Origin of the sequence: Trinickia sp. Y13, from assembly GCF_029522115.1 — a bacterium.
Lineage (GTDB): Bacteria > Pseudomonadota > Gammaproteobacteria > Burkholderiales > Burkholderiaceae > Trinickia.
Map to the genome: position 1 here is coordinate 120,590 of NZ_JAKWFK010000004.1, position 25,694 is coordinate 146,283.

Here is a 25,694-nt window from a genome sequence, read left to right on the forward strand (position 1 = left end):
AAAGAGATGATCAACAATCCGACGGACGTCGCTATGTAGCGCATTGGTCCCCGCCCCTTCCACTTCACCGAGCCAGCCGCAATGCTCGGTGCCCGGGTCGCCCTTCAGGGCGACCGTATCTACCGCTACCGCTCTCGCTTGCGCTCAGGTATGCGCCGCGCCGCGCGCTTCCGACTTCGCCGTCCGCATGCCGGGCCTCGTCTTGCGCTTCGCCTTGACACCGAAACTTTCGGTCAAACGGTCGAGCACGATCGCGAGCAGCACGACGCCCAAGCCGCCTTCGAAACCGATGCCGATGTCCAGGCGCTGAATCCCGCTCAGCACATATTCGCCAAGACCGCCCGCGCCGATCATCGATGCAATCACGACCATCGAAAGCGCCATCATGATGGTTTGATTCACTCCAGCCATGATCGAGGGCAACGCATTCGGCAACTGAACCTTCCACAGCAACTGTGCATCGGTGCTGCCGAACGAGCGCCCCGCTTCGAGCAACTCTTCTCGCACCTGCCGAATGCCCAATGTGGTCAGACGCACGACGGGCGGCATCGCGAAAACGACGGTTGCGATGACGGCGGGCACTCTGCCAAGCCCGAACAAAATGACGGCCGGAATCAAATAAACGAACGCCGGCATCGTCTGCATAAAGTCGAGCAGCGAACGCAGAATCAACTCCACCCGCCTGTTTCTCGCGCCCCAGATGCCGAGCGGAACGCCGATGACCAAACTGAAGCAGGTGGCAGCCGTCACGAGCGCCAGCGTGGATACCGTCTGCGTCCATAACCCCATGTAATGAATCGCTTCCAGCGCGAGGCCGACGAAGACCGCGAACACGATGCCGCGGCGCCACAATGCAAGCGCCACGAGGATCACCAGCATCGCGACGAACGGAATCGCGCCCAGGCCGTCCTCAAGCAGCTTGACCACCGCGCCGAGTGCGGCGGAGAACGCATCGAACCCGCCACGGAAATGATGGAAGAGGAAGTTGACGGCATCCTCTGCAAATTTGCCGATCCCTGATGAGTTCATCCTGCTCTCCGTTCCATGACTTGTTTTAGGATCGTGCGGCACGACACGGCCCCCGCGAGCCTGCCGGCCGAGTCCACCACCGGCACATCGTGCTCTTGGCTCAAAGCGATCGCCGCGAGATCGTGCAGATCGGCGTCCAGCGAAACGGACCGTAAATCGGGCAGCAACGCGTCGCGGATCGAACCCGTGCCGGCCTTGTGAAGCGAAGCGGGTGTCACGCCGCCCTGGTAGAGGCCCGACAGGTCGCAGACGTAGCCACATTCGACACCGCTATCGATGATCTGGCTGAGGTACCGGTCTGCCGGCGCACCGATGTCGCAAGCAATCAACTCGCGTCCAACGCTCGTCAAGAGGCTCGACGCCTTCAAGAACCGGGAGACGTCGACGTGGCGGAAGAAATCGCGTACATAGTCGTCCGCAGGCGACTGAATCAGTTCCGCCGGCGTACCGACTTGGATCAAACACCCATCCTTCATGATGCCGATCCGGCCGCCGATCTTGATCGCTTCTTCGATGTCATGCGAGATGAAGACAATCGTTCGCTGCTCTTCCTTTTGCAGCCGTAGCAGTTCGCTCTGCATCTCATGGCGGATCAACGGATCCAAAGCGGAAAACGCTTCGTCCATCAGCAGCACCGAGGGATTCACCGCCAAGGCGCGCGCCAAGCCGACGCGTTGCTGCATGCCCCCCGATAGCTCGCTCGGCAGGAGCTTTTCGTATGAACCAAGGCCGACACGCGTCAGCGCGGCGCGTGCGATCTCGTAGCGTTGCGCCTTCTTCATGCCGGCCACTTCGAGACCATAGGAGATGTTATCCAGCACACTGCGGTTGGGCAGCAGGGCGAATGACTGGAACACCATCGCCATTTTCTTCCTGCGCACCTCGCGTAGTTCCACCGTGGACATCGGCGCGATATCGCGGCCTTCGAGGATGACCTGTCCCGACGTCGGCTCGATGAGGCGGTTCAACAGCCGCACCAGCGTCGACTTGCCCGAACCCGACAGCCCCATGATGACGAAGATCTCGCCCGATTTGACGCTCAAGCTAACGTCGTTGACCGCCACCATGTTGCCCGTGCGCTTGAAGATTTCATCTCGGCCAACCCCTTGCAGGACCAATTCGGCGGCTCTCTCGGGCTTCGGGCCGAAGATCTTCGCCAAACGGCGCACGGTCAGGATATCGGTGCCCGCGGCAGCGATGGAATGTGCAACGGGCGCAGCGGCGGCCGCACTACCCGCCCTTGGGCGCGCCAAGTCTTGCGATGCAAATGTCAAGTTCGGAGGCATGCTTTGATCTCAACAGGCAAGTTCAAGAAATCGAAGGCGACGACTTGCAGCGCGTCGTCTCGCATTCGTCGTCGCTCGCAGCGAATCCTGCGGCGAAAGCCAATCGCTGGTTGATGTCTATTGCGTGAAATCAAGCGTACCAAGCCAAATCGTCGCATCCCGATACATTTTGTTCGCCCTTTGCCATACGTCCGGTTATGGGGTCGTCGAATGTAGCGTTCATTGAATATCGGTCGAAATCGCGCGATGCGCTATGACTCAATGGGGGCGGGCGTTCGACGGTGCAAAGAGAGGACAAAGCACGGCGTTGCCGCGCGTTGAACGGGGTGCCGCGCGGGGTGGCACATAGGGAATTTCCTAATGCGCGGTGGTTTGCGCACTCAAGCGTGCAAGGCGACCGTGGCCACCAGCCCCCCGCCCTGCCGGTTGCCAAGCTCGAGGCTCCCGCCGATCGCCCGCGTTAATTGCGCGGCGATCGCAAGGCCCAACCCCGCACCGCCCGTGTCGCGATTGCGCGACCCTTCCAAGCGATAAAACGGCTCTAAAACGCGTCCGAGTTCGTCTTCGGGAATGCCAGGCCCGCGATCGAGCACAGCCACGCACAGCGCACCTTCGTCGTTGCGCCACGCGCTCACTTCGGCCGCGCCGCCGTATTTGATGGCGTTGTCGATCAAGTTGCCCAGCACGCGCCGTAGCGCCTGCCGGCGCACCATCGATACGCCGCTGACCGACGCCGTCAACGTCACCGGTTTGCCCACATCCTGATAATCGAACACGACGCTTTCCAGAAACGCGCCCACGTCCATGCGCACCGGCGCTTCGGCGCCGCCATGCGCGCTACGCGCATACGCCACGCCTTCGCGCACGAGATGCTCCATCTCATGCAGATCGCCGAGCAGCTTGACGCGATCTTCGTTCTCTTCCAAGGCCTCGGCACGTAGCCGCATGCGTGTGATCGGCGTCTGCAGATCGTGCGAGATGGAAGCGAGAATATGCAGCCGCTCCTTGACATGACGGCTGATGCGCTCTTGCATCGTATTGAAGGCCGCCGCGGCTTGCGACACTTCGATAGGACCCGCCTCGCTCATGCGCGGGCCCTCGGCCGTGGGCGTCATGGCTTCGGCTGCTTGCGCGAGCTGCGTCAACGGCCGCGTGGCCAAACGCACCGCCAGCCAAGTGCATGCGAGCAACAGCAGCAACTGCAACACCAGCACGATTGGCAGCCACCGCGCGATTGGAGGCACGCCGCGCGGCGTGACTTCTAGCGTGAGCGGCGCACCGTCGTGCAACGTGAAATGCACTTGGTACCGCTCGGGATGCATCGAAATCGTATCGCCCTTCACGTGGTAGCCCGGGCCGACTTCCCGCTCTATCCGATGCATGAGCTCGCGCGAGCGGCTGGAGGCCAGCGGCGTTCCCGGTCGGCCGTCGCCCAGCGCGAAACGGTAGTTGTCGCGTTGCAGGCGGCCAAGCCAATTGGGCCGTTCCGCTGCAGGCAAGCGGTCCAGCACCGCCACGGAAGTACCGACTTCGTGTTCCACCGAATCGAGCATCACCGTCGTGGCGCTTTGATCGCGCTCGTAATACATCAACGCGAACGAGAGCGCCTGCGCCAGCATCAGCCCCGCGAAAATGATCAAGTACACGCGCGAGGCCATGCTGCGCGGCAGCCAGCGCATCGATGCGTCCGGCGCCGCGGCGCTCACGCGTCTCCCCCGTGCAGCGTGACCGCCATGCTGAAAACGTACCCCTCGCTGCGCACGGTCTTGATGTACGACTGCTCCTTGGCGTTGTCCTCGAGCCTGCTGCGCAGGCGGCTCACCAGCAAATCGATGGAGCGATCGAAGAGTTCCGCGTCCCTGCCTTGCGTCAGATTGAGCAGTTGGTCGCGCGACAGCACACGCTGCGGGTGATCCAAAAACACGCGTAAGAGCCGGAACTCGGCACCGCTCAGCGCGACGACGGTGTTCTGTTCGTCGATCAGGTGACGCGCCATCGTGTCGAGCCGCCAGCGCCCGAACGAGAGCATGTCGGCGGTTTCGGTGATGCGTAAATTGGGCGGCAGCATGCGCGCGCGACGGATCACGGCCTTGATGCGCGCGAGCAGCTCGCGCGGCGAGAACGGCTTGACCACGTAATCGTCGGCGCCCATTTCGAGGCCGACGATGCGGTCGGTTTCGTCGTCGCGTGCGGTGAGCAATAGGATCGGCACGGCTTTATGCTTCCCGCCGCGCAACGTGCGGCACAGCACGAGACCGTCGTCGCCGGGCATCATGATGTCGAGCACGATCAAATCGAACGCCGACGAATCGAGTTGCGCGAACATCTCGCGTCCATTCACGGCTGCGCTGGCGCGCAGCCCGTTCTTGCGTAGATACTCGACGACGCCTGTGCGAATTTCACGGTCGTCGTCGACGACGAGGATGTGGTCGATATGTTCCATGCTCTTCGTTGCCTAGTGTCAAGGCTTGCCGAGCAGCGCGCGCACTCGCCGCTCGGTTTGCTCGTAGTCGCCTTCGCCGTAATGGCGATATACCACGCGGCCATTGCGGTCGATCAAGTAAATCGCCGGCCAGAATCGATTGCCGTAGGCATTCCAAATGCGGGACTCATTATCCACCGCGACGGGCCACATGATCCCATATCGATGGAGGGCGGCCTTCAGGGCTGCCGGGTCGCGTTCCTCCTCGTATTCCGGCGTATGCACGCCGACCACCACCAGCCCGTCTTTGGCGTACGTGTCGTGCAGCGCCTTCGTATGCGGGAGCACGTGAATGCAATTGATGCATTCGCGCGTCCAGAACTCGACGAGCACCACCTTGCCTCGAAGCGCATCGAGCGTCAACGGCGGCGAGTTGTACCAACGATCGGCGCCGTCGAAGCCGGGCGCAGGCCCTTGCGCCGCCGATTGTTGCGCGCTGGGCGAACCGCCCGAAGCAAGCCGGAACGTGAGCAACACGGCGCTCGACAGGGCCAGCGCTGCGATGGCGAATCGAGAAAAAGTCATGAGTGTGCCTCCTCGGTCGTGCACGACGGCGCGTGGTGCGCCGCCCTGCACGCTATTTACGTCTGCTTGGTTATCCGCAGCGTGTCCGCTTTCCCCGCCTTTTGTATCCGTTTGTATTCGCGGCGCGCCCGAACGCCGGGAGGCGGCGGCGTTATGTATCGGAATGTATCTGGGGCCGCGCGCGACACATTCCGATGAGATTTCGCGCCCGCTGCGATACATGCGGGATACGCCGCCACGGTTTCATACGCACACCGGCCGACGCCTCTCAACCACGCGGCCATTTCATCCAAAAGGAAACCGATCATGTCCACCCTCTATACCGGCAAAACTCACACCACCGGCGGTCGCAACGGGCAGTCGCGCAGCGACGATCAGCGCCTCGACATCAAGTTGTCGGCGCCGGGCTCGAACGGCGCCGGCACCAATCCCGAGCAGTTGTTCGCCGCCGGATGGTCGGCCTGCTTCATCGGCGCGATGGGCCGAGCCGCGCAAGAAGCCGGCATTGCACTGCCGCCCGACACGGCGGTCGCGGCAGAAGTCGACTTGAACATGGACACCGAACGCGGCTACTTCCTGGCGGCGCGCCTGAACGTGAGCCTTCCGGGGCTGGACCCGGCCGTCGCGCAATCGGTTGTCGAACGCGCTCATCAGCTGTGCCCGTACTCGAAAGCGACGCGCGGCAACATCAACGCCACGGTCCGCGCGGTTTAACCCTTTCTCATCGCCCAATACGCGATACGACTTGCAGGAGATCGTCATGAAACGCAACTACGCCGCATTCGCCGCCACCCTTGCCTTGAGCCTCGGTTGCTTCGTTCCTACCGCACACGCCGAAGACCAAGCGTCGCAGCCTCAGGCCGCATCCGCCGCATCGCAGGCGCCCTGGGGTCCGCTGAAACACGTCCACGCGGGCGTGCTGGACGTCGCATATGCCGAAATGGGACCGGCCAACGGGCCCGTCGTCATTCTTCTGCACGGATGGCCGTACGATATTCACAGCTACGAGCAGGTCGCGCCCGCCCTCGCGGCGAAGGGCTACCGCGTGCTGATCCCCTATGCCCGCGGTTACGGCGAAACGCGCTTCCTGTCCGATCGCACCATGCGCAACGGCGAACCCGCCGCGCTCGCGCAGGACGCCATCGACTTCATGGACGCCTTGCATATCCAGCGCGCGGTGTTCGGTGGCTTCGACTGGGGTGCGCGCACGGCCGACATCGTCGCGACGCTGTGGCCCGAACGCGTGAAAGCATTGGTGACGGTGAGCGGCTATCTCATCGGCAGCCAGGAAGCGGGCAAGACGCCGCTGCCGCCGCAAGCCGAACTGCAATGGTGGTACCAGTACTACTTCGCGACCGAGCGCGGCCGCATCGGCTACGACAAGTACCGTCACGATTTCGCCAAACTGATTTGGCAGTTGGCTTCGCCGAAATGGAAGTTCGACGACGCCACCTTCGAGCGCAGCGCGGCCGCGCTCGAGAACCCAGACCAAGTAGCCATCGCAACCCATAACTACCGCTGGCGGCTCGACTTGGCCAAGGGCGAACCGAAGTACGAGCCGCTCGAGAAACGCCTGGCGCAGTTCCCGCCCATCACGGTGCCGACGATCGCGCTCGAAGGCGATGCCAACGGCGCACCGCATCCGCAGCCCGAGTCGTACGCGAAGCGCTTCGCGGGAAAGTACCAATTCCGGCTCGTCACGGGCGGCATCGGCCACAACCTGCCCGAAGAAGCGCCACAAGCGTTCACCCAGGCCGTGGTCGACGCGGATCGTCTTTGATTCGGTGCGCGCAGCGCAATCGCGTGGCCGGTTGCACCGCACGCTTACCCGTTCGCCACCTACGGAGAAAAAAATGAAGAACCTTCTTGCTGGTCTTGCGCTGACTGTCGCCGCAGTGACGGCACTCACGAGCCCAAACGTATTTGCGCAAGCGCAGAGCGCCAAACCCACCGTCATCCTGGTGCATGGCGCCTTTGCCGATGCATCGAGTTGGAATGGCGTCGTCAAGATCTTGCACAAGGACGGCTACCCTGTCGTCGCGGCCGCGAACCCGCTGCGTGGCGTGAAGAGCGACGGCGCTTACATCGGCAGTCTCGTCGCCGCTCAGGGCACCCCCGTCGTGCTCGTCGGGCACTCGTATGGCGGCAACGTGATTACCGAAGCCGCCAACGGTCACGGCAACGTCAAGGCGTTGGTGTACGTCAGCGCCTTCGCCCCGGACACGGGAGAAACGGTGGCCGAACTGGCCGGAAAATTCCCCGGCAGCACCTTGGGGCCCACGCTGGCGCCGCCCGTCGACCTTGCCGACGGCAGCAAGGACCTTTATATCCTGCAAGACAAATTCCACGCGCAATTCGCAGCCGACGTTCCCGACGCGCAGGCCGTGTTGATGGCGGCCACGCAGCGTCCGATCGCGCAAGCGGCGCTCAGCGAAAAATCGGGCGACGCGGCTTGGAAGACCGTTCCTTCTTGGTTCATCTACGGCGATGCCGATCGAAACATTCCGCCGCAAGCCATTGCATTCATGGCCAAGCGAGCCGATGCCAAGGGGGTCGTGGTGGTCAAAGGCGCGTCGCACGTAGTGATGGTGTCCCATCCCTATGCCGTGGCCAAGTTGATCGAGAAAGCGGCTTCGGCACAGTAGCCGCGTATCGACGTCGATCCGATTACATCGTTTCGTTTCGCACCGCTCCCGCTCGTTGACAGCCTCGCCCCTCGTGCGCGGCAGCAGCGAATGGGGGCGGGTTGACCTACGTCAAACGCATCGACGAGATCCATTCGATCCCGCCCCCGGTTGATCGCGATCAACCACCGCCGAAACGGATCGCGCTACATAGTTGAGGTGGTTCGGAGGACTTCAACCCCAGCGCGTGTGACTCACCATGCAAATGCAATCTGTCAGCGTCGAACAAAGCGGCGCCCCGCTCGCGGGCGAAGTCGTCGCCGTGCGCGGCGCGGTGATCGACATTGCGTTTCCGGCCGATAGCCTTCCGCCTTTGAATACCGCGCTTTCAATCGAAAGCGAAGAGGGGGAGCGCATCGTTGCCGAAGTCCAAGCGCACCTGAACGACCGGACCGTTCGCGCGCTTGCCATGCAATCGACGAGCGGGCTACCGAGAGGCGGGCGGGCATATGCATCGGGGCAAGCCATCGCGGTCCCCGTCGGCGACGCCATGCTGGGCCGATTGATCGATGTGATGGGCGCGCCGGGCGATAAAGGCGCGTCCTTGCCCGCCGACGTGCCGCGGCGCCCCATCCACCGCGAACCGCCCCCCTTGTCCGCGCAAGATGTCGCGACCGAGATCTTCTCGACCGGGATCAAAGTCATCGATCTGCTGGCGCCGCTTGCCCGCGGCGGCAAAGCGGCGATGTTCGGCGGCGCGGGCGTGGGTAAGACCGTGCTCGTCATGGAATTGATTCACGCGATGGTCGAACACTACAAAGGCATATCGGTGTTCGCCGGCGTGGGCGAGCGCTCGCGCGAGGGGCACGAGCTCTTGCACGACATGCAAAGCTCGGGCGTGCTGCCGCGCACCGTGCTCGTGTACGGCCAGATGAACGAGCCGCCCGGTGCGCGCTGGCGCGTGCCGCTAACCGCATTGACGGTCGCCGAATACTTCCGCGACGAACAGCGCCAAAACGTCCTTCTGCTGATGGATAACGTGTTTCGCTTCGTGCAAGCGGGCGCGGAAGTGTCGGGCTTGCTCGGGCGCCTGCCCTCGCGCGTGGGGTACCAGCCGACGCTGGCGACGGAAGTGGCCGCTTTGCAGGAACGCATCGTTTCGGTCGGCGGCACGGCGATCACCGCGATCGAGGCTGTGTACGTGCCCGCCGACGATTTCACCGACCCGGCCGTCACGACGATCGCCGCGCACCTGGACAGCACCGTCGTGCTGTCGCGCGCCATGGCGGCCGAAGGCATGTACCCGGCGATCGACCCGATCGCATCGTCGTCGATCCTGCTCGATCCGTTGGTCGTGGGCGCGGAGCATGTCTCGGTCGCCACCGAGGTGAGGCGCACCATCGAGCACTACCGGGAATTGCAAGACGTGATCTCGCTGCTCGGCATCGAAGAGCTGGCCGCCGACGATCGGCGCATCGTCGGCCGGGCGCGCCGCCTGCAACGGTTTTTGACGCAGCCGTTCACCGTCACGGAAGCGTTCACCGGCGTGGCGGGGCGCTCCGTCGCAGTCGAGGACACGCTAGCAGGATGCAAGGCCATCCTCGAGGGCGAATGCGACACGTGGCACGAGCAGTCGCTGTACATGGTGGGCACCCTCGACGAAGCGCGCGAGCGCGAACGAGACGCCGCATGAACACGACGCTTCGGCTCACGCTCGCCACCCCATCCGAGATGCTCGTCGATAGCGCGGACATCGTCGCCTTGCGCGCAGAAGACGCGACCGGCAGCTTCGGCATTCTGCCCGGTCATGCGGATTTCCTGACCGTGCTCGCCCCATGCGTATTGCGCTGGCGTACCGCTGATGGGCGGCGGCGTTATTGTGCGGTAAGCGGCGGGGTGTTGCGCGTGGCCGATGGCGCGCGCGTCAGCATTGCCTGCCGCGAAGCGGAGCTGGGCGAAGCGCTCGACACGCTCGAAACCCAAGTGCGAGAAACCCGTGCCGCGCGAGCCGACGCCGCGCGCAAAGCGCGCGTCGAACAAACCCGTCTGAACGCGCACGCGATTCGGCAGATTCTGAAGTACTTGCGACCCGGCCCAGCGAATGACGCCGGACGCATGGATGGCGTAGACGAAGGCAATCGCCATGGTCAATGAACAGCCCGACGCGCCGCCGCGCGAGCCAGATTCGAAAGAACCGGCGCGCAATCATGGCTCGCATCTGCTGGAACGCAGTGCCCAACAAGCTATGCGGCGCGAACGCGCAGCGCGCAAGGTGCCGGAGCCATCGCTCGGGTCGAGGCTCGGCCAGATCGGCATGCTCGGATGGATGGTCGTCATCCCGACCTTGCTGTGCTTGTGGATCGGTCATTGGCTCGACCGGCGCTTGGCCACCGGCGTGTTCTTTTCGGCGCCGCTCTTGATGATCGGCGCAGCAATCGGCCTCTGGCTCGCATGGCGCTGGATGCATCGTCAAAACCCGGAGGATTGACCATGCTCGCGTTAGCCGCCCTCGCCACTTCCTTCAAGATCGCCCTCGGCGCCGCGGCCGGCGGCATCGTCGGCGCAGCCTATTTCGCCTCGCTATTCGCGAACGCGCGCTGCTACGCGCGTCACGCCATCGGCACCGCGATCGCGTTGCAAGCGGCGCGATTCGGCGTGCTGGCGCTCGCGCTGTTCGGCCTCGCTCGTCTTGGTCAGGCCGCGTTGCTGGCCGCCCTCGCCGGCATCGTGCTCGCGCGGCAGGTCGCGATTCGATTGACGAGGCAAGCGCCATGATCCACTCCCCGCTCGCAACCGAACCGCTGTTGCGCCTGGGCGTCGTCTCGATCTCGGCGCCGGTCGTGACCACCTGGGCCATCATGATGGTGATCGTCGGCGTCTTGCTGTGGGTACGAAAGCGCCTATCGCTCGCGCCGACCAAGCTGCAAGTCGCCCTAGAGTTGCTCGTGACTTCGCTCGATAGTCAGCTCAGCGACACGATCCAATCCGATCCCGCGCGCTATCGCGCATTGATCGGCACGTTGTTCGTCTTCATCCTCGCTTGCAATTGGTCCGGCATGATTCCGGGCGTCGAGCCGCCCACCGCACATGTCGAAACCGATGCCGCGCTCGCCTGCGTGGTGTTCGCGGCGACCATTTACTACGGCATACGGGCACGCGGCGTCCGCCGCTATCTCGCATCGTTCGCCGAGCCCACGTGGATCATGATCCCGCTCAATCTCGTCGAACAAATCACGCGTACCTTTTCACTCGTCGTGCGTCTGTTCGGCAATGTGATGAGCGGCGTCTTCGTGATCGGCATCGTCCTCTCTTTGGCAGGGCTGCTCGTGCCGATTCCGCTGATGGCGCTCGATCTGCTCACCGGCGCCGTTCAGGCCTACATCTTCACCGTGCTCGCGGCGGTGTTCATCGGCGCCGCGCTAGGCGAGCATGCCGAGACCGCATCGCATTCATCGCAAGGACCATCATGACCAATTGGATCCAACTCATCAGCATCGTTGCGGCGGCGATCGCCGTGTCGTTCGGCGCGATCGGCCCCGCCCTGGCCGAAGGCCGCGCCGTTGCCGCGGCCATGGATGCATTGGCCCGGCAGCCCGAATCGGCAGGCACGATCTCGCGCACGCTGTTCGTCGGCTTAGCCATGATCGAGACGATGGCCATTTATTGCCTCGTCGTGGCCCTGCTCGTGTTGTTCGCCAACCCATTCACCAAATAGGCGTTCGACATGCGCATCGATTGGTGGACGCTCGGCTTTCAAACCGTCAACGTACTGGTGCTCGTGTGGCTCTTGTCGCGTTTTCTGTTCAAGCCGGTCGCCAAGATCATGGCCGATCGCCAGCAGGCCGCGGCCGCCATCATGCGAGACGCATCGGCGGCGCGCGATATGGCCGAGCGCGACCGCAAGCAAGCCGCCGAGGAAGTCGCTTCGATGGATGCGCTACGTTTGCAGCGGCTGAGCGAAGTATCGGCTCAGACCGAACAATTGCGAACGTCGTTGCTCGCGGCCGCTCGTGCCGAAGCCAATGCGTTGCGCGCATCCGCCACGGAACAAACCGATCTGCTGCGCGAGAACGCGGCGCGAGCGGATGCGGCCAGAGCCAGTGCATTCGCGCTCGACATCGCGTCGCGGCTACTCTCCAGGCTCCCGCCGCAGGCGCTCGTCGAAGGCTTCATCGCGCCTCTCGAGAACGCCGTGCGTGCCCTGCCGCAAGAGAATCGCGTTCACCTTGGCGAGCCATCCGATCCGCTTCGTTTGATCGCGCCGCGGGCGCTCAGTGACGACGAATCGAAGCAATGCCGCATGGCGCTCGCCCGAGCGGTGGGCCATGACGTGAGTTTACAAACGGAAGTCGATTCGAGCTTGATCGCGGGGCTCGAACTCGTCGCACCGCATGTCGTCGTGCGAAACAGCTTCCGGCACGATCTAGAAACGCTGAAGGCCGAGCTCTTGATCCATGACGACGAACCCCATGCCTGAAACCGCCGACGATGCTTGGCTCTCGCGCGGCAGGACCGCACTCGCACGGCTCAGCCTCGCGCCGCAGGCGCAAATCGTCGGGCGCGTCGAACATGTGGCGGACGGCATCGCCCGCGTGAGCGGGCTGCCGCACGTGCGCTTGAACGAGCTGCTGCAATTCGACGGCGGGCAGTTCGGCTTCGCGCTCGAACTCGACGCCGACACGTTGAGCTGCGTGCTGCTCGATAGCTGCGCGGGCATCGCCGCCGGTTCGCGCGTGCTGGGAACCGGACGCGTAGTCGAAGTGCCGGTCGGACCCGGCATGCTGGGCCGCATCGTCGATCCGCTCGGCAGGCCGCTCGATGGCGGCCAAACGATAAACGCCCCGCTCTCGCTTCCGATCGAACGCCCGGCGCCCGCGATCATCGAGCGGGAGTTGGTATCCGAGCCGATCGAGACCGGCATTCTTCTGATCGACGCATTGTTCGCTATCGGCCGCGGGCAACGCGAGCTGATCATCGGCGATCGCGCGACGGGGAAGACCTCGATCGCCATCGATACCATCGTCAATCAGAAACACTCCGACGTAGTATGCGTCTATGTCGCCATCGGTCAACGGGCGACGGCAGTCGAGCGCGTGATCGATGCGGTCCGCAAACACGGCGCGCCCGAGCGTTGCGTGTTCGTCGTCGCATCCGCGTCCGATCCGCCTGGCCTCCAATGGATCGCGCCGTTCGCGGCTTTCAGCATCGCCGAGTATTTCAGAGAGCGCGGCGGACATGCGCTCGTCGTGATCGACGATCTGACCAAACATGCCGCGACCCATCGCGAGCTCTCGCTGCTCACGCGTGCGCCGCCCGGACGGGAAGCCTATCCCGGCGATATCTTCTACTTGCATGCCCGTTTGCTCGAACGTGCGGGAAAGCTCTGTTCGGAGCGGGGCGGCGGCTCGCTCACCGCGATCCCGATCGCCGAGACCGACGCAGGGAATTTGGCCGCCTATATCCCGACCAATCTGATCTCGATCACGGACGGACAGATCGTGCTCGATGCGCGCTTGTTTGCGGCGAACCAGCGTCCCGCGATCGACGTCGGGCTCAGTGTGAGCCGCGTGGGCGGCAAGGCGCAGCTTCCGGCGTTGCGCGCCGCTTCCGGGCGGTTGCGGCTCGATTACGCGCAGTTCCTCGAACTCGAAATGTTCACGCGCTTCGGCGGTTTGAGCGACGCGCGCCTGAAGGCGCAGATCGCGCGCGGCGAACGCATCCGTGCCCTGATCGCCCAACCGCGCTTCTCGCCGTTGCGCCCGATCGGAGAGATTGCCCTGCTGCTCGCGCTGGCCGAAGGCGTGTTTGACGGCTGCCCAAGTGCGGCCATTGCGCAAGTGCGCGAAGCGCTTCCCCCGCGCCTGGACGCCGTCGGCATCGCAGCCAAGGCGGGTCCGGCGCTGCAACACGGCGCGCAACTACAGCCCGATGATCGTGCGATGCTGATCGGCGTCGTGCGGGATCTCGTGCCTCGCCCCGCACAAAGCCCGCCGAGTCCACCGACTCCGCCCAGCGAGCAAAGCCCGCAAGATCGGAGCAGTCCATGAGCAACGAACTCGGCGTGGTGCAGGCGCGTTTGGGCACGGTCGGTGAACTCGCATCGGTCGTCACGGCCATGCGCGGCATAGCCGCCGCCCGCACACGCGACGCACTTGAACACCTGCCGGGTATCCGCGCCTGCGCCGATCAAATCTCGGCTGCAATTGCGGACGCGATGACGCTGGCGTTACCCCTTCCCTCGGAGCTACCCGCGCCGGCTCGAACGAGCGACACGCAAATCCTGATCGTGATCGGCACTGAGCAGGGTTTCGTCGGCACGTACAACCACCGGGTGATGCAAGCCGCACGCCGCCCATCGGCGGACGCGGTCGAGTATTTCATCGTCGGCGACCGCGCCCAACTCGTGGCCGAAGAATTCGATTACCGGGCGAGCTGGTCCGCCGAAATGGCAGCGCATGTCGATGCCGTGCCCGAACTTGCCGGCCGCATCGTCGGCGCGTTATATGGCCGCTTGCAAGACGGCGGCGTCTCGCGCGTCGCACTCGTGCATGGCGCGCCGCAACCCGTGGAAGGCGCATCGATCGCGACGACCTCGCTGCTGCCTTTCGATTTCGGGCGCTTCGAGGCGGTACACCGCCGCCTGCCGCCCATCGTCGCGCTGCCTGTTCGCGAGTTGCTCGAACGGCTCGCGGAAGAGTACGTATACACACAGATCTGCGAAGCCATCGTTTTGTCGTTCGCCGCGGAAAGCGAAGCGCGCATGCGTACCATGATGGCCGCCCGACGCAACATCGACGAAACGGCCCTGCAATTGACGATGGAATATCGCCGGCTGCGGCAAGAGCAAATCACCGAGGAGATCGTCGAGCTGTCGAGCGTCGATGGCGGGACGGAGACGTTGAGCGCTTGACCGTTACGATACGACGCTCAGCGCGCGAGCGGGCGCAAGCCGCGCATGAAGGGCATGACGAATGGCGTCCACAACGGTCGCGCAACCCAAGCCGCAGCCGCCCATCCCAATGCCACGACAATCAAGTCGCAGCGCCCGCTCTTCCATAGGTTCAGGGAATGACGCCGCCAGATCCACGGCACGCCTAGCGGATTCGGCCAATCCGCCAGCAGATGCGTGAAGCCGCCGCATGCGAAACCGAACAGTGCGGCGGCAAACGGATGCATACGCCCAAGCGAATGGTAGGCAAAGATCAGCGCGGCCGCCCAACCGACGCCCCAGTGCGTTGCCGTTCGATGCGCGATCCACAACCGTCGCGCGCGAGACCACCAAGCGACTTCGAGCCAGTCGGGCGCGGTGCCTCCCGCCACACCCGCGAGAAGCGCCGTCAACGCGCCGACGTGCCAAGGCCCCGCTGCTCCGGCTGCGGCGACGGTGACGGCCGCCGTCATGCCGGCCGCCCACCCCAGGGCATGATGTGCGCTATGCGATGCCATATCGTGTGTATGCGGGATCAGACGAAGGGCCGGTATTGTCGCAGAACGACGCCGATTCCGATCACCCGTGGTTAACCCTCGTGCAACGGACGCATTGAGCCAAGTCAAAAACCGGTGAGCCGCTCAGCGCTACCGTAGGTGCAGTAGGGACGTAATCGAGTCATGTGTCGATACGCACAGATACATGCGCAAGGGCGACACCGCGCATTCGATCAGTCCTATAAACAAAGATGAAGATCTTTTGGGGGAAGCGCCATGAATGCCTCGGGCAGAAGCGTGGTTCGCGCGCGGTGGGCGATGTTTCTCATGGTAGTCGTGCTGAGCCTAATCGGTCGCACGGCGCAGGCAGTGCCCGCATTCGCACGCCAAACCGGGCTCGCATGCGTCGCCTGCCATGTGAGCTTTCCCGAGCTCACTCCGTTCGGCAGGTTCTTTAAGTTGACCGGCTATACGCTGACCAACAAAAAAACGATTCCCCTTGCCGCGATGTTGCAGTTCTCTCAAACCAATACGCGGACGATCGATAACAACGACTACGACTTCGTGCGCAACGGCGGGGTTGCGCTGCAGCAGGCCAGCATCTTCTATGCAGGCCGTATCGCGGGGCCGGTCGGCGCCTTCGCGCAATGGAGCTATGACGGCATTGAACACCACAGCGGCATCGACAACACCGATATCCGCGCGGCCGGCCATTTCACGCAAGGCGACATCGACTTCATCTACGGCATGACGCTCAACAACAGCCCCACCGTATCGGATGTCTGGAACAGCACGCCGGCCTTCGGGTACCCGTACGCCTCGAGCAGCGTCTCGCTTACGCCGATGGCCGGCACGCTCATCGACGGCGGACTTGCGCAGCAAGTGGCCGGCGCCACGGCCTACGTGTTCTGGCAGCGCAGCATTTACGCGGAGATCGGCCTCTATCGAACCGCGGACAAAATGTTCTCATTCCTGCGCACGGGGCAGGACATCACGAGCCCCGGCGGCGTGGCGCGACTGTCCGGCAACAACCCCTACTGGCGGCTTGCGTACAACGCCGAATGGGGACCGCACTCGATCATGTTCGGCACATACGGCCTCATTGCCGACAAGTATCCCGACAACACGATTCCCGTTTCGCCGACCGACCGCTTCACGGATATCGCTTTCGACACACAGTATCAATACCTGACGTACACGCATTCGATTACCGCGCAAGCCACTTGGATTCACGAGAAGCAAAGCTGGGATGCGAGTTTCGCGAGCGGAGGAATCGGTGCGGGGCCAACGCCGACAAACGCTTCCGATACGCTCGATACCTTCAAAGCGAAAGCGTCGTACTACTACCAGCGAAAGTACGGCGCCACACTCGCCTACTTTCAAACGACGGGAAGCACGGATCCCGGCCTATATGGATCGGCTCCGGTAACCGGCAGCGCGAATGGAACGCCTAACTCCAACGGCGTCATCCTCGAAGCAGATTACTTGCCGATACCCCAAGTCAAGGTTTCTGTGCAATACACGTGGTTCCTAAGGTTCAACGGGGCGCGCTACAACTACGACGGCAACGGTCGCAACGCCAGCGACAACAACACGTTGTATTTGCTGGCCTGGATCATGTTCTAGCGCGCGAGCGTCTGAAATCGCATCAAACGAAAAAGTGGGCCGGCATATGAAACGACCGTCACGTTATTCCGCTCGACTGAGCGCATCGGCCACCTTGCCGATCGTCGCTATCGTCCTTGCGCTAGCGACGCCTCCCGCCACGGCGCAGGACGGCGCACGCTTGGCCGCTCAATTGTGCGTGGCATGTCATGGCGTGCATGGAGACAGCCAGTCGCCGATGTTTCCGAAGCTCAATGGACAGACGCGAGACTATCTTGTCGCGCAGCTGAAGGGATTCGGGCAACATCAGCGCTCTGAGTCCGATGCACGCTCGTACATGTGGGCGATCGCATCGCAACTGGACGACGCGACCATTGCTTCCTTGGCCGATTACTATGCCCAACAAGCACCGACGGCAGGCAGCGCGGGCGATGCGGCGCTAGTTGCAGAAGGGCAGAAGATCTTCGAACAAGGTCTTTCCGAGAAAGGCGTGCCCGCGTGTGCCTCGTGCCATGGCGCCCAAGGGCAAGGAAACGGGCAGTTTCCCCGGCTTGCGGGCCAGCATGCCGAGTACTTGATGCGCCAAATCGAGGTCTTTCAAAACGGTACGCGGGCGAATGCCCCCGTGATGTCGGCCGTGGCGCATACACTCGGAAAAGAAGACGCAAAAGCGGTGACCGCGTTTCTGCAATCGCGGTAAATCGCCTCGAGTCCCGAAGACCCCGTCTTTGGCGGCGCGCGCCCCGCGTGCCGGCGTCGCCGCGCGGCAACAGACTTTACACACTGTTACCCGCGCGGCCGAGTACAGACGATTCGTCAATCCCTATACTCCGGTACGCAACCGATGCATTCGCGCATCGCTAGCGCTCAAAACGACACGAGTCATCCCATGAAACGCCTCACGCAGACCAAATCCGCCCTGCTTCTTCCCCTCGTCGCGGCTTGCGCCGCATCGCTCACCGGATGCATTGCGACGAATCCCTACGCAGGCTATGGCGCGCAACCGCAGTACGCGCAGCCGGCTTACGCCCAGCCGAGCTATGCACAGCCCGCCTATACCCCGCCGCCGCAGCCCGGCTACGTGCAACCGGGCAATTACGGCGAGCAGTACGGCACCGTCGCGGGCATTCGCCCGATCGGCGGCGCGACGAGCCCTTCGGGCGTGGCGGGGACACTCGTGGGCGCCGTCGTGGGCGGTGTGCTCGGCAACCAGATCGGCCGCGGTCATGGCCGCGATGCGGCAACCGTGATCGGCGCACTCGGCGGCGCGGCGCTCGGCAATCAGGTCGGTCAAAACATGGGGCAGCCGTCGGGCTACCGCGTCGACATTCAACTGAGCGACGGCAGCATGCGCTCGTTCGACATGCAAACGCCGGGCGAACTGCGACCCGGCGACCGCGTGCGCATCGACGGCAGCCAAATTTCGCGCTATTGACGGCGTCGTGACCGACTGTTGACCGGCTATCGATCGAAGCCGTCGAGCAGCGCGTCGACCGCCCGGTAGACGCGCTCGACCGCCTCCTTCCCCACCTCGCGTTCCAGCTTTGCATACTCAGCTTCGAGCGCCTTCGCCAACGCACGAACCACGTTGACGCTCTTCTTCGTCAACGAGACGCGCACGCGACGCTGATCCGCTTCGAACCGCTCCTTCGTCACGAGTCCCATCGCCTCCATGCGCGCGAGCACGCCCGCCATGCTCGGACTCGAGATCGTGCACAGATCGGAAATCTGCCGCGGCTCCAGCGGCCCGCTTTCGTCCAGCGCACGAATCACGCGCCACTGCTGTTCCGTCAACCCGTGCGCCGTGATCAGCGGACGAAAGCGCTCCATCATCTTTTCGCGCGCGCGTAGCAGCAGCATGGGCAGGTTGCGATGACGGAAGCGATCGGAGACTGAATCGGACATGGCGGAAGGCAAAATGAGCAAGCGAGAGGTCGCACTCGGAAAAACCCTTAACGAGGCGACAGGCAGTTGACGCCCGATCATATCAAGCGCAACATCGCTAACATATTAGTGTTTTCGCCGCACGTGTCCAGCGCTATGTTCGCACTGTCCGATCATCTGCTTCATCTAGAAGGCGAAGCGCTGCCGCGCGAGATGGACGCGCAAGCCGTTCGCTGTCTGCTCGCGGGCGGCCTGGCGTGCCGCGCGCCAGTGACAGGCGCGGTCTATGGCACGTTGCTCAACGACCGCGCCTCGCTAGATGCGCTCGGCGAAGCCATGCATGCGCCACCCTACGGCGCACCGCCCAAAGCGCCCATCCTTTACGTGAAGCCACGCAATACGCTTGCGGGCCATCGCGCGCAGATCGACGTGCCGGCCGACGCGCCGGGTATCGAGGTGGGCGTATCGCTCGGCATCGTGCTTGGCCACACCGCCACGCGTGTGCAGGAACAGCATGCGCTCGACTACGTCGCAGGGTACACGACGGTCGCCGATCTGAGCATCCCGCATGCGAGCGTCTATCGCCCTGCGGTTCGTTTCCGCGCGCGCGATCGCTTCTGCGTGATCGGCCCGGCCCTCGTTGCCAAACGCCACGTCGCCACGCCCGATCGCCTCGCGCTCACCGCGCGAGTCACGGGGCAACGCGATTTCACCGCCAATACCGCAAGCTTCGTGCGCGGCGTCGCGCGTTTGATTGCCGATGTCACCGATTTCATGACACTCTCGCCCGGCGACATCCTCACGCTGGGTGCACCGCATGGCGCGCCGATCGCGCACGCGGGCGAGCAAGCCGTCGTCGCGGCCGGCGGCTTCGCTCCGCTGCAACTGTCGTTCGTCGATACGGCGCAATCGAGTGGGGCGCGATCGTGAAGCGCGGCCGAGTCGCTTACGCAGGCGCCATTCACGAAGCGTACCCGCAGGGCGATCGCGTGCGGCTCGCCGATGGCCGGCTTTGCCGGGAAGAAGACTTGGTCTGGCTCGCGCCGATCGACGTCGGCACCGTCTTCGCCCTCGGCTTGAATTACGCCGATCATGCGCGGGAACTGCAGTTTGCGAAGCAGGAAGAGCCGCTCGTGTTCTTGAAGGGGCCGGGCACGGTCATCGGTCATCGCGGCGTCACACGCAGGCCGCGCGAGGTCACGTTCATGCATTACGAATGCGAGCTTGCGGTCGTCATCGGCCGTACGGGGCGGAACATTCCCCGCGAAGGCGCAATGGATCATGTCGCCGGGTACACGATCGCCAACGATTACGCGATCCGCGATTACCTCGAAAACTACTATCGTCCGAACCTGCGTGTGAAAAACCGCGATGGCGGCACGGTGCTCGGGCCATGGTTCGTCGATGCGGCCGACATCCCCGACGTCGGCAATCTCGAACTGCGCACGTATGTGAACGGCACGCTGCGACAACGCGGCAACACACGCGATCTCATCACCGATGTCCCCGCACTGATCGAATATCTGAGCGGCTTCATGACCCTTGCCGCTGGAGACGTGATTTTGACCGGCACGCCGCAGGGCACCGTGAACGTCGATGCGGGCGACGAAATCGTCTGCGAAATCGACGGCCTGGGCCGTCTCGTCAACACGCTCGCGCCGGATGCCGTATTCGGACGCGAATGAACGAAGCGATAAAGGATTCGCCATGCGCATCGAGCATCTGATCGACGGTCAACCGCACGCTGGGCGCGAGTACTTCGAAACCGTCAACCCGGCGAACCAAGCAGTGCTTGCAGAGGTGGCCCGCGGTGGCGCCGACGAGGTGAATGCCGCGGTCGCCGCCGCGAAAAACGCTTTTCCCGCCTGGGCCGCGAGAGCGCCGAAAGACCGAGCGAAACTCATGCATCGGCTCGGCGAGTTGATCGAAAAGCATGTGCCGCAACTGTCCGAAACCGAAACGAACGACACGGGCCAAACGATCTCGCAAACCCGCAAGCAACTCGTGCCGCGCGCAGCCGACAACTTCCACTATTTCGCGCAAGTCTGCGCGAACGTCGATGGACAGACGTATCCCACCGATACGCATTTGAACTACACACTGTTTCATCCGGTCGGCGTGTGCGCGCTGATTTCCCCTTGGAACGTCCCCTTCATGACCGCGACGTGGAAGGTCGCGCCATGCCTCGCCTTCGGCAACACGGCCGTCTTGAAGATGAGCGAGCTATCGCCGCTGACGGCATCTCGCCTAGGCGAGCTCGCACTCGAAGCGGGTATCCCCGCAGGGGTCTTGAACGTAGTGCATGGTTTCGGCCACGAGGCCGGCGAGCCGCTCATCGCACATCGCGACGTACGCGCCGTCTCGTTCACGGGATCGACGGCAACCGGCAACCGGATCGTGCAGGCAGCGGGACTGAAGAAGTTTTCAATGGAGCTGGGCGGTAAATCGCCGTTCGTCGTATTCGACGACGCCGATGTCGAGCGCGCGCTCGATGCCGCCGTGTTCATGATCTTTTCCAACAACGGCGAGCGCTGCACCGCCGGTTCGCGCATTCTGGTTCAGAAATCGCTATACGCGCGTTTCGCGGAGCGCTTCGTCGAACGCGCGCGGCGTATCGAAGTGGGCGATCCGCTCGCGGACGATACGATCGTCGGCCCGATGATCAGCCGCAATCATTGTGCGAAAGTGCGCAGCTATATCGAGTTGGGTCCAAAGGAAGGCGCAACGCTCGCCTGTGGCGGACTCGATGCGCTCGATCTGCCCGCGCCGCTACGGAACGGCAATTTCGTCGCGCCAACCGTGTTCGTCGACGTCGACAACCGGATGCGAATCGCACAAGAAGAGATTTTCGGCCCGGTGGCATGCCTGATTCCATTCGACGACGAAGCCGACGCCGTGCGCATCGCCAACGACATCGCTTACGGCTTGTCGAGCTACGTCTGGACCGAGAACATCGGCCGCGCGCATCGGGTCGCCGCCGCGATCGAGGCGGGCATGTGCTTCGTCAACAGTCAGAACGTGCGCGACTTGCGCCAACCGTTCGGCGGCACGAAGGCGTCGGGCGTCGGCCGCGAGGGCGGGACCTGGAGCTACGAGGTGTTCCTCGAACCGAAGAACGTCTGCGTCTCGCTCGGTTCGCATCACATTCCGCAATGGGGCCGCGCTTGACCGCGGCCGCCGCTTGCACGCCATTGCACATGCCAACGCAAGCGCACTTGCGCCGAGGAGACGTCGACCATGGGTGAACTCGCTCTCGTAGCCAAGATTACGCACGTGCCATCGATGTATCTGTCCGAGTTCGATGGGCCGCGCAAGGGCACCCGGCAAGACGCCATCGACGGGCATCGCGAGATCTCGCGACGCTGCCGCGCGCTGGGCGTCGATACGCTCGTCGTATTCGACACGCATTGGCTCGTCAACGCGAACTATCACGTCAACTGCGCGCCGCACTTCAGCGGCCTCTACACCAGCAACGAACTGCCGCACTTCATCAGCAACATGCCATTCGACGCGCCCGGCAATCCGGCGCTAGGCCGGCTGCTCGCGCGCGCCTGCACGGAAGACGGCGTGGAGACGCTCGCGCACGATGCGACCACGCTCGCCCCCGAATACGGCACGCTCGTGCCGCTGCGCTACATGAATGCGGACCGGCATTTCAAGGTCGTATCGGTATCTGCGCTATGCATGGCGCACTACCTGAACGACAGCGCTCGCCTCGGGTGGGCCATGCGCCGTGCGATCGAAGCGCATTACGACGGCAAGGTCGCGTTCCTTGCCAGCGGCAGCTTGAGCCACCGCTTCGCCCAAAACGGACTGGCCCCCGAATACGCGCACCGGATCTGGAGCCCGCTTCTCGAAGCCTTGGATCGCCAGGTCGTGGCGATGTGGGAGCGCGGCGATTGGAAGCCGTTCTGCGAGATGCTGCCGGAATACGCGGCGAAGGCACACGGCGAGGGTTTCATGCACGACACGGCGATGATGCTCGGCGCGCTCGGATGGTCGGACTACGATGGCCGCGCCGAGATCGTCACGCCCTACTTCGGCGCTTCCGGCACCGGGCAGATCAACGCGGTGTTTCCGGTCACGCCGCAAAGCGACGCCGCCGTTCCGGCGCCCGAAGCCTCGACCGCCAAGCAGTACCGTGCATTTGCGAGGTTGTGACGCTTTCGCTAGATCGATCCGTACTACGTATATGGAGGGCCGCGCAGTGCCACATTTGACGATCCTATACACGCCGAATCTCGAAGGCGCCATCGAAGACGGAGGCGCCGATATTCAAGCGCTTTGCACGGCTCTGGCGGAAACGATGGCTGCGCAACGCGACGAGGCGCGCTCAGCGGTGTTTCCCCTCGGCGGCATCCGCGTATTGGCCTATCCGGCTTCGCACTACGCGATTGCGGATAGCGGCGCAGCCGGGCGCACCGCGGGCGGAACGGGCGAATACGCGTTCGTCTATTTGAACCTGCGCGTGGCGCGCGGGCGCAGCGCGGCGGTGCTCGAACGCACGGGGCGCGCGCTCGATGCCTGCATCAAGCGCCATTTCGAGCGGATGCTCACCGAGCGCCATATCGGCATCACGCTTCAGATCGACGAGGGGGACGAAGTGTTCAACGCGCGCACCAGCTCGCTACACCCGCTTTTTGCACAAGGCTAGGACTAGACCATGCTACCGCCCGACACGATCGAATCGCTCGCGAGCCAACTCTACGACGCCCGCAAAAATCGCACGCCGCTGCGTCAATTCTCGCGGCAATTCCCGCAGATGACGATCGAAGACGGCTATGCGATCCAGCGCGCGTGGGTCGAGCTCGAGCTTGCGGACGGCCGCACGATCAAGGGAAGAAAAATCGGCCTCACGTCGCGCGCCATGCAACAGGCGAGCCAAATCACGGAACCCGACTATGCGCCGCTGATGGACGATATGTTCTTCGATGCAGGCACCGACATCCCGGCCGATCGATTCATCGCGCCGCGCGTCGAGGTCGAACTCGCCTTCGTGCTCGCCAAGCCGCTGCGCGGGCCCGGCGTGACGTTGTTCGACGTCCTATCGGCCAGCGCGTACGTCGTGCCCGCGATCGAAATCATCGACGCCCGAATCGAGCAGTTCGATCGCGAGACGCGCGCCATGAGAAAAGTGTTCGACACGATCAGCGACTTCGCGGCCAATGCGGGCGTGGTGCTGGGCGGGCGTCCCGTGCGGCCGATGGACGTCGATCTGCGCTGGGTGGGGGCGATGCTGTACAAGAACGGCGTCATCGAGGAAACCGGGCTGGCGGCGGCCGTGCTCAATCATCCGGCGGCAGGCGTCGCCTGGCTCGCCAATAAAATCGCCCCCTACGGCGAAGGCCTCGCCGAGGGGGACATCGTGCTCGCCGGCTCGTTTACGCGGCCCACCCCGGCCGTAGCCGGGGATGCATTTCATATCGATTACGGGCCGCTAGGTTCGATCGCGTTTCGCTTCGTACCGGGCTCAGGCGACACTACCCAGGGCGTCCCGCACCGTTGAAAAGATCTGGTCGATCTGCTTTTCTTCGACGATCAGCGGCGGCGAGAACGCCAGGATGTCGCCGGTGTAACGCACGAGCACGCCCGCTTCGAAGCATTTAAGGAAGACGTCGTAGGCGCGCGCGCCCACGGCGCCAGGGCGAGACTCGAGCTCGACGCCCGCAACGAGCCCGAGGTTTCGAATGTCCTTCACGTGAGCCGCGCCGCGCAGTTCATGCACGGCGTCTTCGAACACGCCCGTTAGTTCTTTAGCGCGCTCGAACAACTGGTCGCGCTTATAGATATCGAGCGTGGCGATCGCCGCGGCCGCGGCCGCCGGATGCGCCGTATACGTGTAGCCGTGAAAGAACTCGATGGCGTTCGCCGCGCCCGCGTTGACCACCGCGTCGTGCACCGCGCGGCTGGCCGCGACCGCGCCCATCGGCACGGCCGCGTTGTTGATCGCCTTGGCCATCGTCAAGATGTCGGGCGTCACGCCGAAGTACGCGCTCGCGGTGGGTGCGCCGAGCCGCCCGAACCCCGTAATCACTTCATCGAAAATCAACAGGATGCCGTGCTTCGTGCATAGTTCGCGCAACCGTTCCAAATAGCCTTTCGGGGGCACGAGAACGCCGGTCGAACCGGCCAGCGGCTCGACGATCACGGCCGCGATCGTCGAAGCATCGTGCAGCGCGACGAGCCGTTCGAGCTCATCGGCCAGGTGCGCGCCCCAAGTGGGCTGGCCGCGCGTAAACCCTGCCTCGGCGATGTTCAACGTATGCGACAAGTGATCGACGTGCGGCATCAAATTGCCGGAGAACGTCTTGCGATTCGCGAGGATGCCGCCCACCGAGATGCCGCCGAACCCTACGCCGTGGTAGCCGCGCTCGCGCCCGATGAAGCGCGTGCGCTGGCCTTCGCCGCGGGCGCGATGATACGCGAGCGCGATCTTCAATGCCGTATCGACTGATTCCGAGCCCGAATTCGTGAAGAAGATGCGATCTAGACCCGCGGGCATCAACTCGGCCACTCTCGTGGCCGCTTCGAATGCGAGCGGGTGGCCCATTTGGAACGTGGGCGCATAGTCCATCGTGTCGAGCTGCTCGGCCACGGCGCGGGTGATCTCCGCGCGGCCGTGACCGGCGTTCACGCACCAAAGCCCGGCTGTCGCGTCCAGAACGGCGCGGTCGTCGACCGTCGTGTAGTACATCCCCTTCGCGGCCTTGAACAGTCGCGGCGACGCCTTGAATTGCCGATTGGCCGTAAACGGCATCCAGAAGTTCGAGAGATCGGGGCTGCTGTGCGTTGTGCTCATGGATGGACTCCGAGGAATATGGCGCCGACTGTATC

At 63.7% G+C, this 25,694-nt stretch carries 29 protein-coding genes; 21 read left to right on the forward strand and 8 right to left on the reverse strand.

Annotated features, from left to right (window positions below; translation table 11 throughout):
* Positions 1 to 144: 144 nt before the first annotated feature.
* The 5 genes from MMB74_RS09100 to MMB74_RS09120 form a co-directional block, all read right to left on the reverse strand.
* A complete protein-coding gene (locus tag MMB74_RS09100; RefSeq protein WP_277428297.1) occupies positions 145 to 1,029 on the reverse strand; it encodes a proline/glycine betaine ABC transporter permease in 885 nt (294 codons plus the stop codon).
* Positions 1,026 to 2,315 carry a glycine betaine/L-proline ABC transporter ATP-binding protein gene (locus MMB74_RS09105; protein ID WP_277428298.1) on the reverse strand — a complete coding sequence of 430 codons (1,290 nt, stop codon included), beginning with the start codon at positions 2,313 to 2,315 and terminating at the stop codon, positions 1,026 to 1,028. Before MMB74_RS09105 ends, MMB74_RS09100 begins: the two co-directional genes overlap by 4 nt.
* A 380-nt stretch (positions 2,316 to 2,695) precedes the next feature.
* The gene (locus MMB74_RS09110) at positions 2,696 to 4,021 is read right to left on the reverse strand and encodes a HAMP domain-containing sensor histidine kinase (RefSeq protein ID WP_277428299.1); all 1,326 of its coding nucleotides are present in this window, start codon (positions 4,019 to 4,021) and stop codon (positions 2,696 to 2,698) included.
* Entirely contained in the window at positions 4,018 to 4,758 is a 741-nt protein-coding gene (locus tag MMB74_RS09115; protein ID WP_277428300.1) for a response regulator, read from the reverse strand. The genes MMB74_RS09110 and MMB74_RS09115 overlap by 4 nt, the downstream gene beginning before the upstream one ends.
* 18 nt (positions 4,759 to 4,776) lie before the next feature.
* Positions 4,777 to 5,322 (reverse strand): redoxin family protein, encoded by a 546-nt coding sequence (locus tag MMB74_RS09120; protein WP_277428301.1) that lies wholly within the window; start codon positions 5,320 to 5,322, stop codon positions 4,777 to 4,779.
* 306 nt (positions 5,323 to 5,628) lie between these two features.
* Between MMB74_RS09120 and MMB74_RS09125 the strand changes: the two genes are divergently transcribed.
* From MMB74_RS09125 to MMB74_RS09180, 12 genes are all read left to right on the forward strand, one after another.
* A complete protein-coding gene (locus MMB74_RS09125) occupies positions 5,629 to 6,036 on the forward strand; it encodes an organic hydroperoxide resistance protein (RefSeq protein ID WP_277428302.1) in 408 nt (135 codons plus the stop codon).
* Between the two features lie 46 nt (positions 6,037 to 6,082).
* Positions 6,083 to 7,102 carry an alpha/beta hydrolase gene (locus MMB74_RS09130; RefSeq protein ID WP_277428303.1) on the forward strand — a complete coding sequence of 340 codons (1,020 nt, stop codon included), beginning with the start codon at positions 6,083 to 6,085 and terminating at the stop codon, positions 7,100 to 7,102.
* Positions 7,103 to 7,175: 73 nt separating this feature from the next.
* Positions 7,176 to 7,967, forward strand: coding sequence for an alpha/beta hydrolase (locus MMB74_RS09135; RefSeq protein ID WP_277428304.1), 792 nt, complete (start codon positions 7,176 to 7,178; stop codon positions 7,965 to 7,967).
* A 238-nt stretch (positions 7,968 to 8,205) separates the two neighbouring features.
* A complete protein-coding gene (gene atpD, locus MMB74_RS09140) occupies positions 8,206 to 9,639 on the forward strand; it encodes a F0F1 ATP synthase subunit beta (RefSeq protein WP_277428305.1) in 1,434 nt (477 codons plus the stop codon).
* Positions 9,636 to 10,100: a F0F1 ATP synthase subunit epsilon gene (locus MMB74_RS09145; RefSeq protein ID WP_277428306.1), complete on the forward strand. Its 465-nt coding sequence runs from the start codon at positions 9,636 to 9,638 to the stop codon at positions 10,098 to 10,100. The genes atpD and MMB74_RS09145 overlap by 4 nt, the downstream gene beginning before the upstream one ends.
* Entirely contained in the window at positions 10,090 to 10,434 is a 345-nt protein-coding gene (locus MMB74_RS09150) for an AtpZ/AtpI family protein (protein WP_277428307.1), read from the forward strand. The genes MMB74_RS09145 and MMB74_RS09150 overlap by 11 nt, the downstream gene beginning before the upstream one ends.
* Positions 10,435 to 10,436: 2 nt before the next feature.
* Positions 10,437 to 10,721 (forward strand): ATP synthase subunit I, encoded by a 285-nt coding sequence (locus tag MMB74_RS09155; protein WP_277428308.1) that lies wholly within the window; start codon positions 10,437 to 10,439, stop codon positions 10,719 to 10,721.
* The gene (locus MMB74_RS09160; protein WP_277428309.1) at positions 10,718 to 11,416 is read left to right on the forward strand and encodes a F0F1 ATP synthase subunit A; all 699 of its coding nucleotides are present in this window, start codon (positions 10,718 to 10,720) and stop codon (positions 11,414 to 11,416) included. Before MMB74_RS09155 ends, MMB74_RS09160 begins: the two co-directional genes overlap by 4 nt.
* The gene (locus MMB74_RS09165; protein WP_277428310.1) at positions 11,413 to 11,661 is read left to right on the forward strand and encodes a F0F1 ATP synthase subunit C; all 249 of its coding nucleotides are present in this window, start codon (positions 11,413 to 11,415) and stop codon (positions 11,659 to 11,661) included. Before MMB74_RS09160 ends, MMB74_RS09165 begins: the two co-directional genes overlap by 4 nt.
* A gap of 9 nt (positions 11,662 to 11,670) precedes the next feature.
* Positions 11,671 to 12,423 (forward strand): F0F1 ATP synthase subunit delta, encoded by a 753-nt coding sequence (locus MMB74_RS09170; protein ID WP_277428311.1) that lies wholly within the window; start codon positions 11,671 to 11,673, stop codon positions 12,421 to 12,423.
* Positions 12,401 to 13,993 carry a F0F1 ATP synthase subunit alpha gene (locus MMB74_RS09175; RefSeq protein ID WP_277428312.1) on the forward strand — a complete coding sequence of 531 codons (1,593 nt, stop codon included), beginning with the start codon at positions 12,401 to 12,403 and terminating at the stop codon, positions 13,991 to 13,993. The genes MMB74_RS09170 and MMB74_RS09175 overlap by 23 nt, the downstream gene beginning before the upstream one ends.
* Complete coding sequence (locus MMB74_RS09180; RefSeq protein WP_277428313.1) at positions 13,990 to 14,856, forward strand: FoF1 ATP synthase subunit gamma; 867 nt, start codon at positions 13,990 to 13,992, stop codon at positions 14,854 to 14,856. Before MMB74_RS09175 ends, MMB74_RS09180 begins: the two co-directional genes overlap by 4 nt.
* A gap of 17 nt (positions 14,857 to 14,873) precedes the next feature.
* Here MMB74_RS09180 and MMB74_RS09185 read toward each other — a convergent pair whose 3' ends face one another.
* Positions 14,874 to 15,392, reverse strand: coding sequence for a metal-dependent hydrolase (locus MMB74_RS09185; RefSeq protein WP_277428314.1), 519 nt, complete (start codon positions 15,390 to 15,392; stop codon positions 14,874 to 14,876).
* A 306-nt stretch (positions 15,393 to 15,698) separates the two neighbouring features.
* Here MMB74_RS09185 and MMB74_RS09190 point away from each other — a divergent pair, with 306 nt between their 5' ends.
* The 3 genes from MMB74_RS09190 to MMB74_RS09200 all read left to right on the forward strand — a co-directional run bounded on the left by MMB74_RS09190 (position 15,699) and on the right by MMB74_RS09200 (position 18,411).
* A complete protein-coding gene (locus MMB74_RS09190) occupies positions 15,699 to 16,997 on the forward strand; it encodes a cytochrome C (protein ID WP_277428315.1) in 1,299 nt (432 codons plus the stop codon).
* A gap of 46 nt (positions 16,998 to 17,043) precedes the next feature.
* Positions 17,044 to 17,676 carry a c-type cytochrome gene (locus MMB74_RS09195; protein ID WP_277428316.1) on the forward strand — a complete coding sequence of 211 codons (633 nt, stop codon included), beginning with the start codon at positions 17,044 to 17,046 and terminating at the stop codon, positions 17,674 to 17,676.
* Positions 17,677 to 17,865: 189 nt separating this feature from the next.
* Entirely contained in the window at positions 17,866 to 18,411 is a 546-nt protein-coding gene (locus MMB74_RS09200; RefSeq protein ID WP_277428317.1) for a glycine zipper 2TM domain-containing protein, read from the forward strand.
* A 26-nt stretch (positions 18,412 to 18,437) separates the two neighbouring features.
* Here the strand turns inward: MMB74_RS09200 and hpaR are convergent, their stop codons facing one another.
* Positions 18,438 to 18,881, reverse strand: coding sequence for a homoprotocatechuate degradation operon regulator HpaR (gene hpaR, locus MMB74_RS09205; RefSeq protein WP_277428318.1), 444 nt, complete (start codon positions 18,879 to 18,881; stop codon positions 18,438 to 18,440).
* Between the two features lie 135 nt (positions 18,882 to 19,016).
* On the opposite strand from hpaR, the gene MMB74_RS09210 reads away from it, so the two are divergent.
* From MMB74_RS09210 to hpaH, 6 genes are all read left to right on the forward strand, one after another.
* On the forward strand, positions 19,017 to 19,790 hold the full coding sequence (locus MMB74_RS09210) for a fumarylacetoacetate hydrolase family protein (protein WP_277428319.1): 774 nt from the start codon (positions 19,017 to 19,019) through the stop codon (positions 19,788 to 19,790).
* Entirely contained in the window at positions 19,787 to 20,545 is a 759-nt protein-coding gene (locus tag MMB74_RS09215) for a fumarylacetoacetate hydrolase family protein (protein ID WP_277428320.1), read from the forward strand. The genes MMB74_RS09210 and MMB74_RS09215 overlap by 4 nt, the downstream gene beginning before the upstream one ends.
* A 22-nt stretch (positions 20,546 to 20,567) precedes the next feature.
* On the forward strand, positions 20,568 to 22,028 hold the full coding sequence (hpaE, locus tag MMB74_RS09220; protein WP_277428321.1) for a 5-carboxymethyl-2-hydroxymuconate semialdehyde dehydrogenase: 1,461 nt from the start codon (positions 20,568 to 20,570) through the stop codon (positions 22,026 to 22,028).
* Between the two features lie 69 nt (positions 22,029 to 22,097).
* On the forward strand, positions 22,098 to 23,021 hold the full coding sequence (hpaD, locus tag MMB74_RS09225) for a 3,4-dihydroxyphenylacetate 2,3-dioxygenase (protein WP_277428322.1): 924 nt from the start codon (positions 22,098 to 22,100) through the stop codon (positions 23,019 to 23,021).
* Positions 23,022 to 23,067: 46 nt separating this feature from the next.
* Positions 23,068 to 23,514 carry a 5-carboxymethyl-2-hydroxymuconate isomerase gene (locus MMB74_RS09230; RefSeq protein ID WP_277428323.1) on the forward strand — a complete coding sequence of 149 codons (447 nt, stop codon included), beginning with the start codon at positions 23,068 to 23,070 and terminating at the stop codon, positions 23,512 to 23,514.
* 9 nt (positions 23,515 to 23,523) lie between these two features.
* A complete protein-coding gene (gene hpaH, locus MMB74_RS09235; RefSeq protein ID WP_277428324.1) occupies positions 23,524 to 24,366 on the forward strand; it encodes a 2-oxo-hept-4-ene-1,7-dioate hydratase in 843 nt (280 codons plus the stop codon).
* Here the strand turns inward: hpaH and MMB74_RS09240 are convergent.
* Positions 24,331 to 25,659, reverse strand: coding sequence for an aspartate aminotransferase family protein (locus MMB74_RS09240; protein WP_277428325.1), 1,329 nt, complete (start codon positions 25,657 to 25,659; stop codon positions 24,331 to 24,333). The genes hpaH and MMB74_RS09240 overlap by 36 nt on opposite strands.
* Positions 25,660 to 25,694 lie beyond the last annotated feature (35 nt).

Bases quoted from the DNA above. Each gene is read 5' to 3' on its own strand.
- MMB74_RS09145 (WP_277428306.1), top strand. From the start codon at position 9,636: ATGAACACGACGCTTCGGCTCACGCTCGCCACCCCATCCGAGATGCTC.
- MMB74_RS09105 (WP_277428298.1), bottom strand. From the start codon at position 2,315: ATGCCTCCGAACTTGACATTTGCATCGCAAGACTTGGCGCGCCCAAGG.
- MMB74_RS09210 (WP_277428319.1), top strand. From the start codon at position 19,017: ATGTTCGCACTGTCCGATCATCTGCTTCATCTAGAAGGCGAAGCGCTG.
- MMB74_RS09185 (WP_277428314.1), bottom strand. From the start codon at position 15,392: ATGGCATCGCATAGCGCACATCATGCCCTGGGGTGGGCGGCCGGCATG.
- MMB74_RS09200 (WP_277428317.1), top strand. From the start codon at position 17,866: ATGAAACGCCTCACGCAGACCAAATCCGCCCTGCTTCTTCCCCTCGTC.
- MMB74_RS09120 (WP_277428301.1), bottom strand. From the start codon at position 5,322: ATGACTTTTTCTCGATTCGCCATCGCAGCGCTGGCCCTGTCGAGCGCC.
- hpaE (WP_277428321.1), top strand. From the start codon at position 20,568: ATGCGCATCGAGCATCTGATCGACGGTCAACCGCACGCTGGGCGCGAG.
- MMB74_RS09180 (WP_277428313.1), top strand. From the start codon at position 13,990: ATGAGCAACGAACTCGGCGTGGTGCAGGCGCGTTTGGGCACGGTCGGT.
- MMB74_RS09190 (WP_277428315.1), top strand. From the start codon at position 15,699: ATGGTAGTCGTGCTGAGCCTAATCGGTCGCACGGCGCAGGCAGTGCCC.
- hpaD (WP_277428322.1), top strand. From the start codon at position 22,098: ATGGGTGAACTCGCTCTCGTAGCCAAGATTACGCACGTGCCATCGATG.
- MMB74_RS09115 (WP_277428300.1), bottom strand. From the start codon at position 4,758: ATGGAACATATCGACCACATCCTCGTCGTCGACGACGACCGTGAAATT.
- MMB74_RS09135 (WP_277428304.1), top strand. From the start codon at position 7,176: ATGAAGAACCTTCTTGCTGGTCTTGCGCTGACTGTCGCCGCAGTGACG.
- MMB74_RS09125 (WP_277428302.1), top strand. From the start codon at position 5,629: ATGTCCACCCTCTATACCGGCAAAACTCACACCACCGGCGGTCGCAAC.
- atpD (WP_277428305.1), top strand. From the start codon at position 8,206: ATGCAAATGCAATCTGTCAGCGTCGAACAAAGCGGCGCCCCGCTCGCG.
- MMB74_RS09100 (WP_277428297.1), bottom strand. From the start codon at position 1,029: ATGAACTCATCAGGGATCGGCAAATTTGCAGAGGATGCCGTCAACTTC.
- hpaR (WP_277428318.1), bottom strand. From the start codon at position 18,881: ATGTCCGATTCAGTCTCCGATCGCTTCCGTCATCGCAACCTGCCCATG.
- MMB74_RS09170 (WP_277428311.1), top strand. From the start codon at position 11,671: ATGCGCATCGATTGGTGGACGCTCGGCTTTCAAACCGTCAACGTACTG.
- hpaH (WP_277428324.1), top strand. From the start codon at position 23,524: ATGCTACCGCCCGACACGATCGAATCGCTCGCGAGCCAACTCTACGAC.
- MMB74_RS09240 (WP_277428325.1), bottom strand. From the start codon at position 25,659: ATGAGCACAACGCACAGCAGCCCCGATCTCTCGAACTTCTGGATGCCG.
- MMB74_RS09165 (WP_277428310.1), top strand. From the start codon at position 11,413: ATGACCAATTGGATCCAACTCATCAGCATCGTTGCGGCGGCGATCGCC.
- MMB74_RS09155 (WP_277428308.1), top strand. From the start codon at position 10,437: ATGCTCGCGTTAGCCGCCCTCGCCACTTCCTTCAAGATCGCCCTCGGC.
- MMB74_RS09175 (WP_277428312.1), top strand. From the start codon at position 12,401: ATGACGACGAACCCCATGCCTGAAACCGCCGACGATGCTTGGCTCTCG.
- MMB74_RS09195 (WP_277428316.1), top strand. From the start codon at position 17,044: ATGAAACGACCGTCACGTTATTCCGCTCGACTGAGCGCATCGGCCACC.
- MMB74_RS09160 (WP_277428309.1), top strand. From the start codon at position 10,718: ATGATCCACTCCCCGCTCGCAACCGAACCGCTGTTGCGCCTGGGCGTC.
- MMB74_RS09130 (WP_277428303.1), top strand. From the start codon at position 6,083: ATGAAACGCAACTACGCCGCATTCGCCGCCACCCTTGCCTTGAGCCTC.
- MMB74_RS09150 (WP_277428307.1), top strand. From the start codon at position 10,090: ATGGTCAATGAACAGCCCGACGCGCCGCCGCGCGAGCCAGATTCGAAA.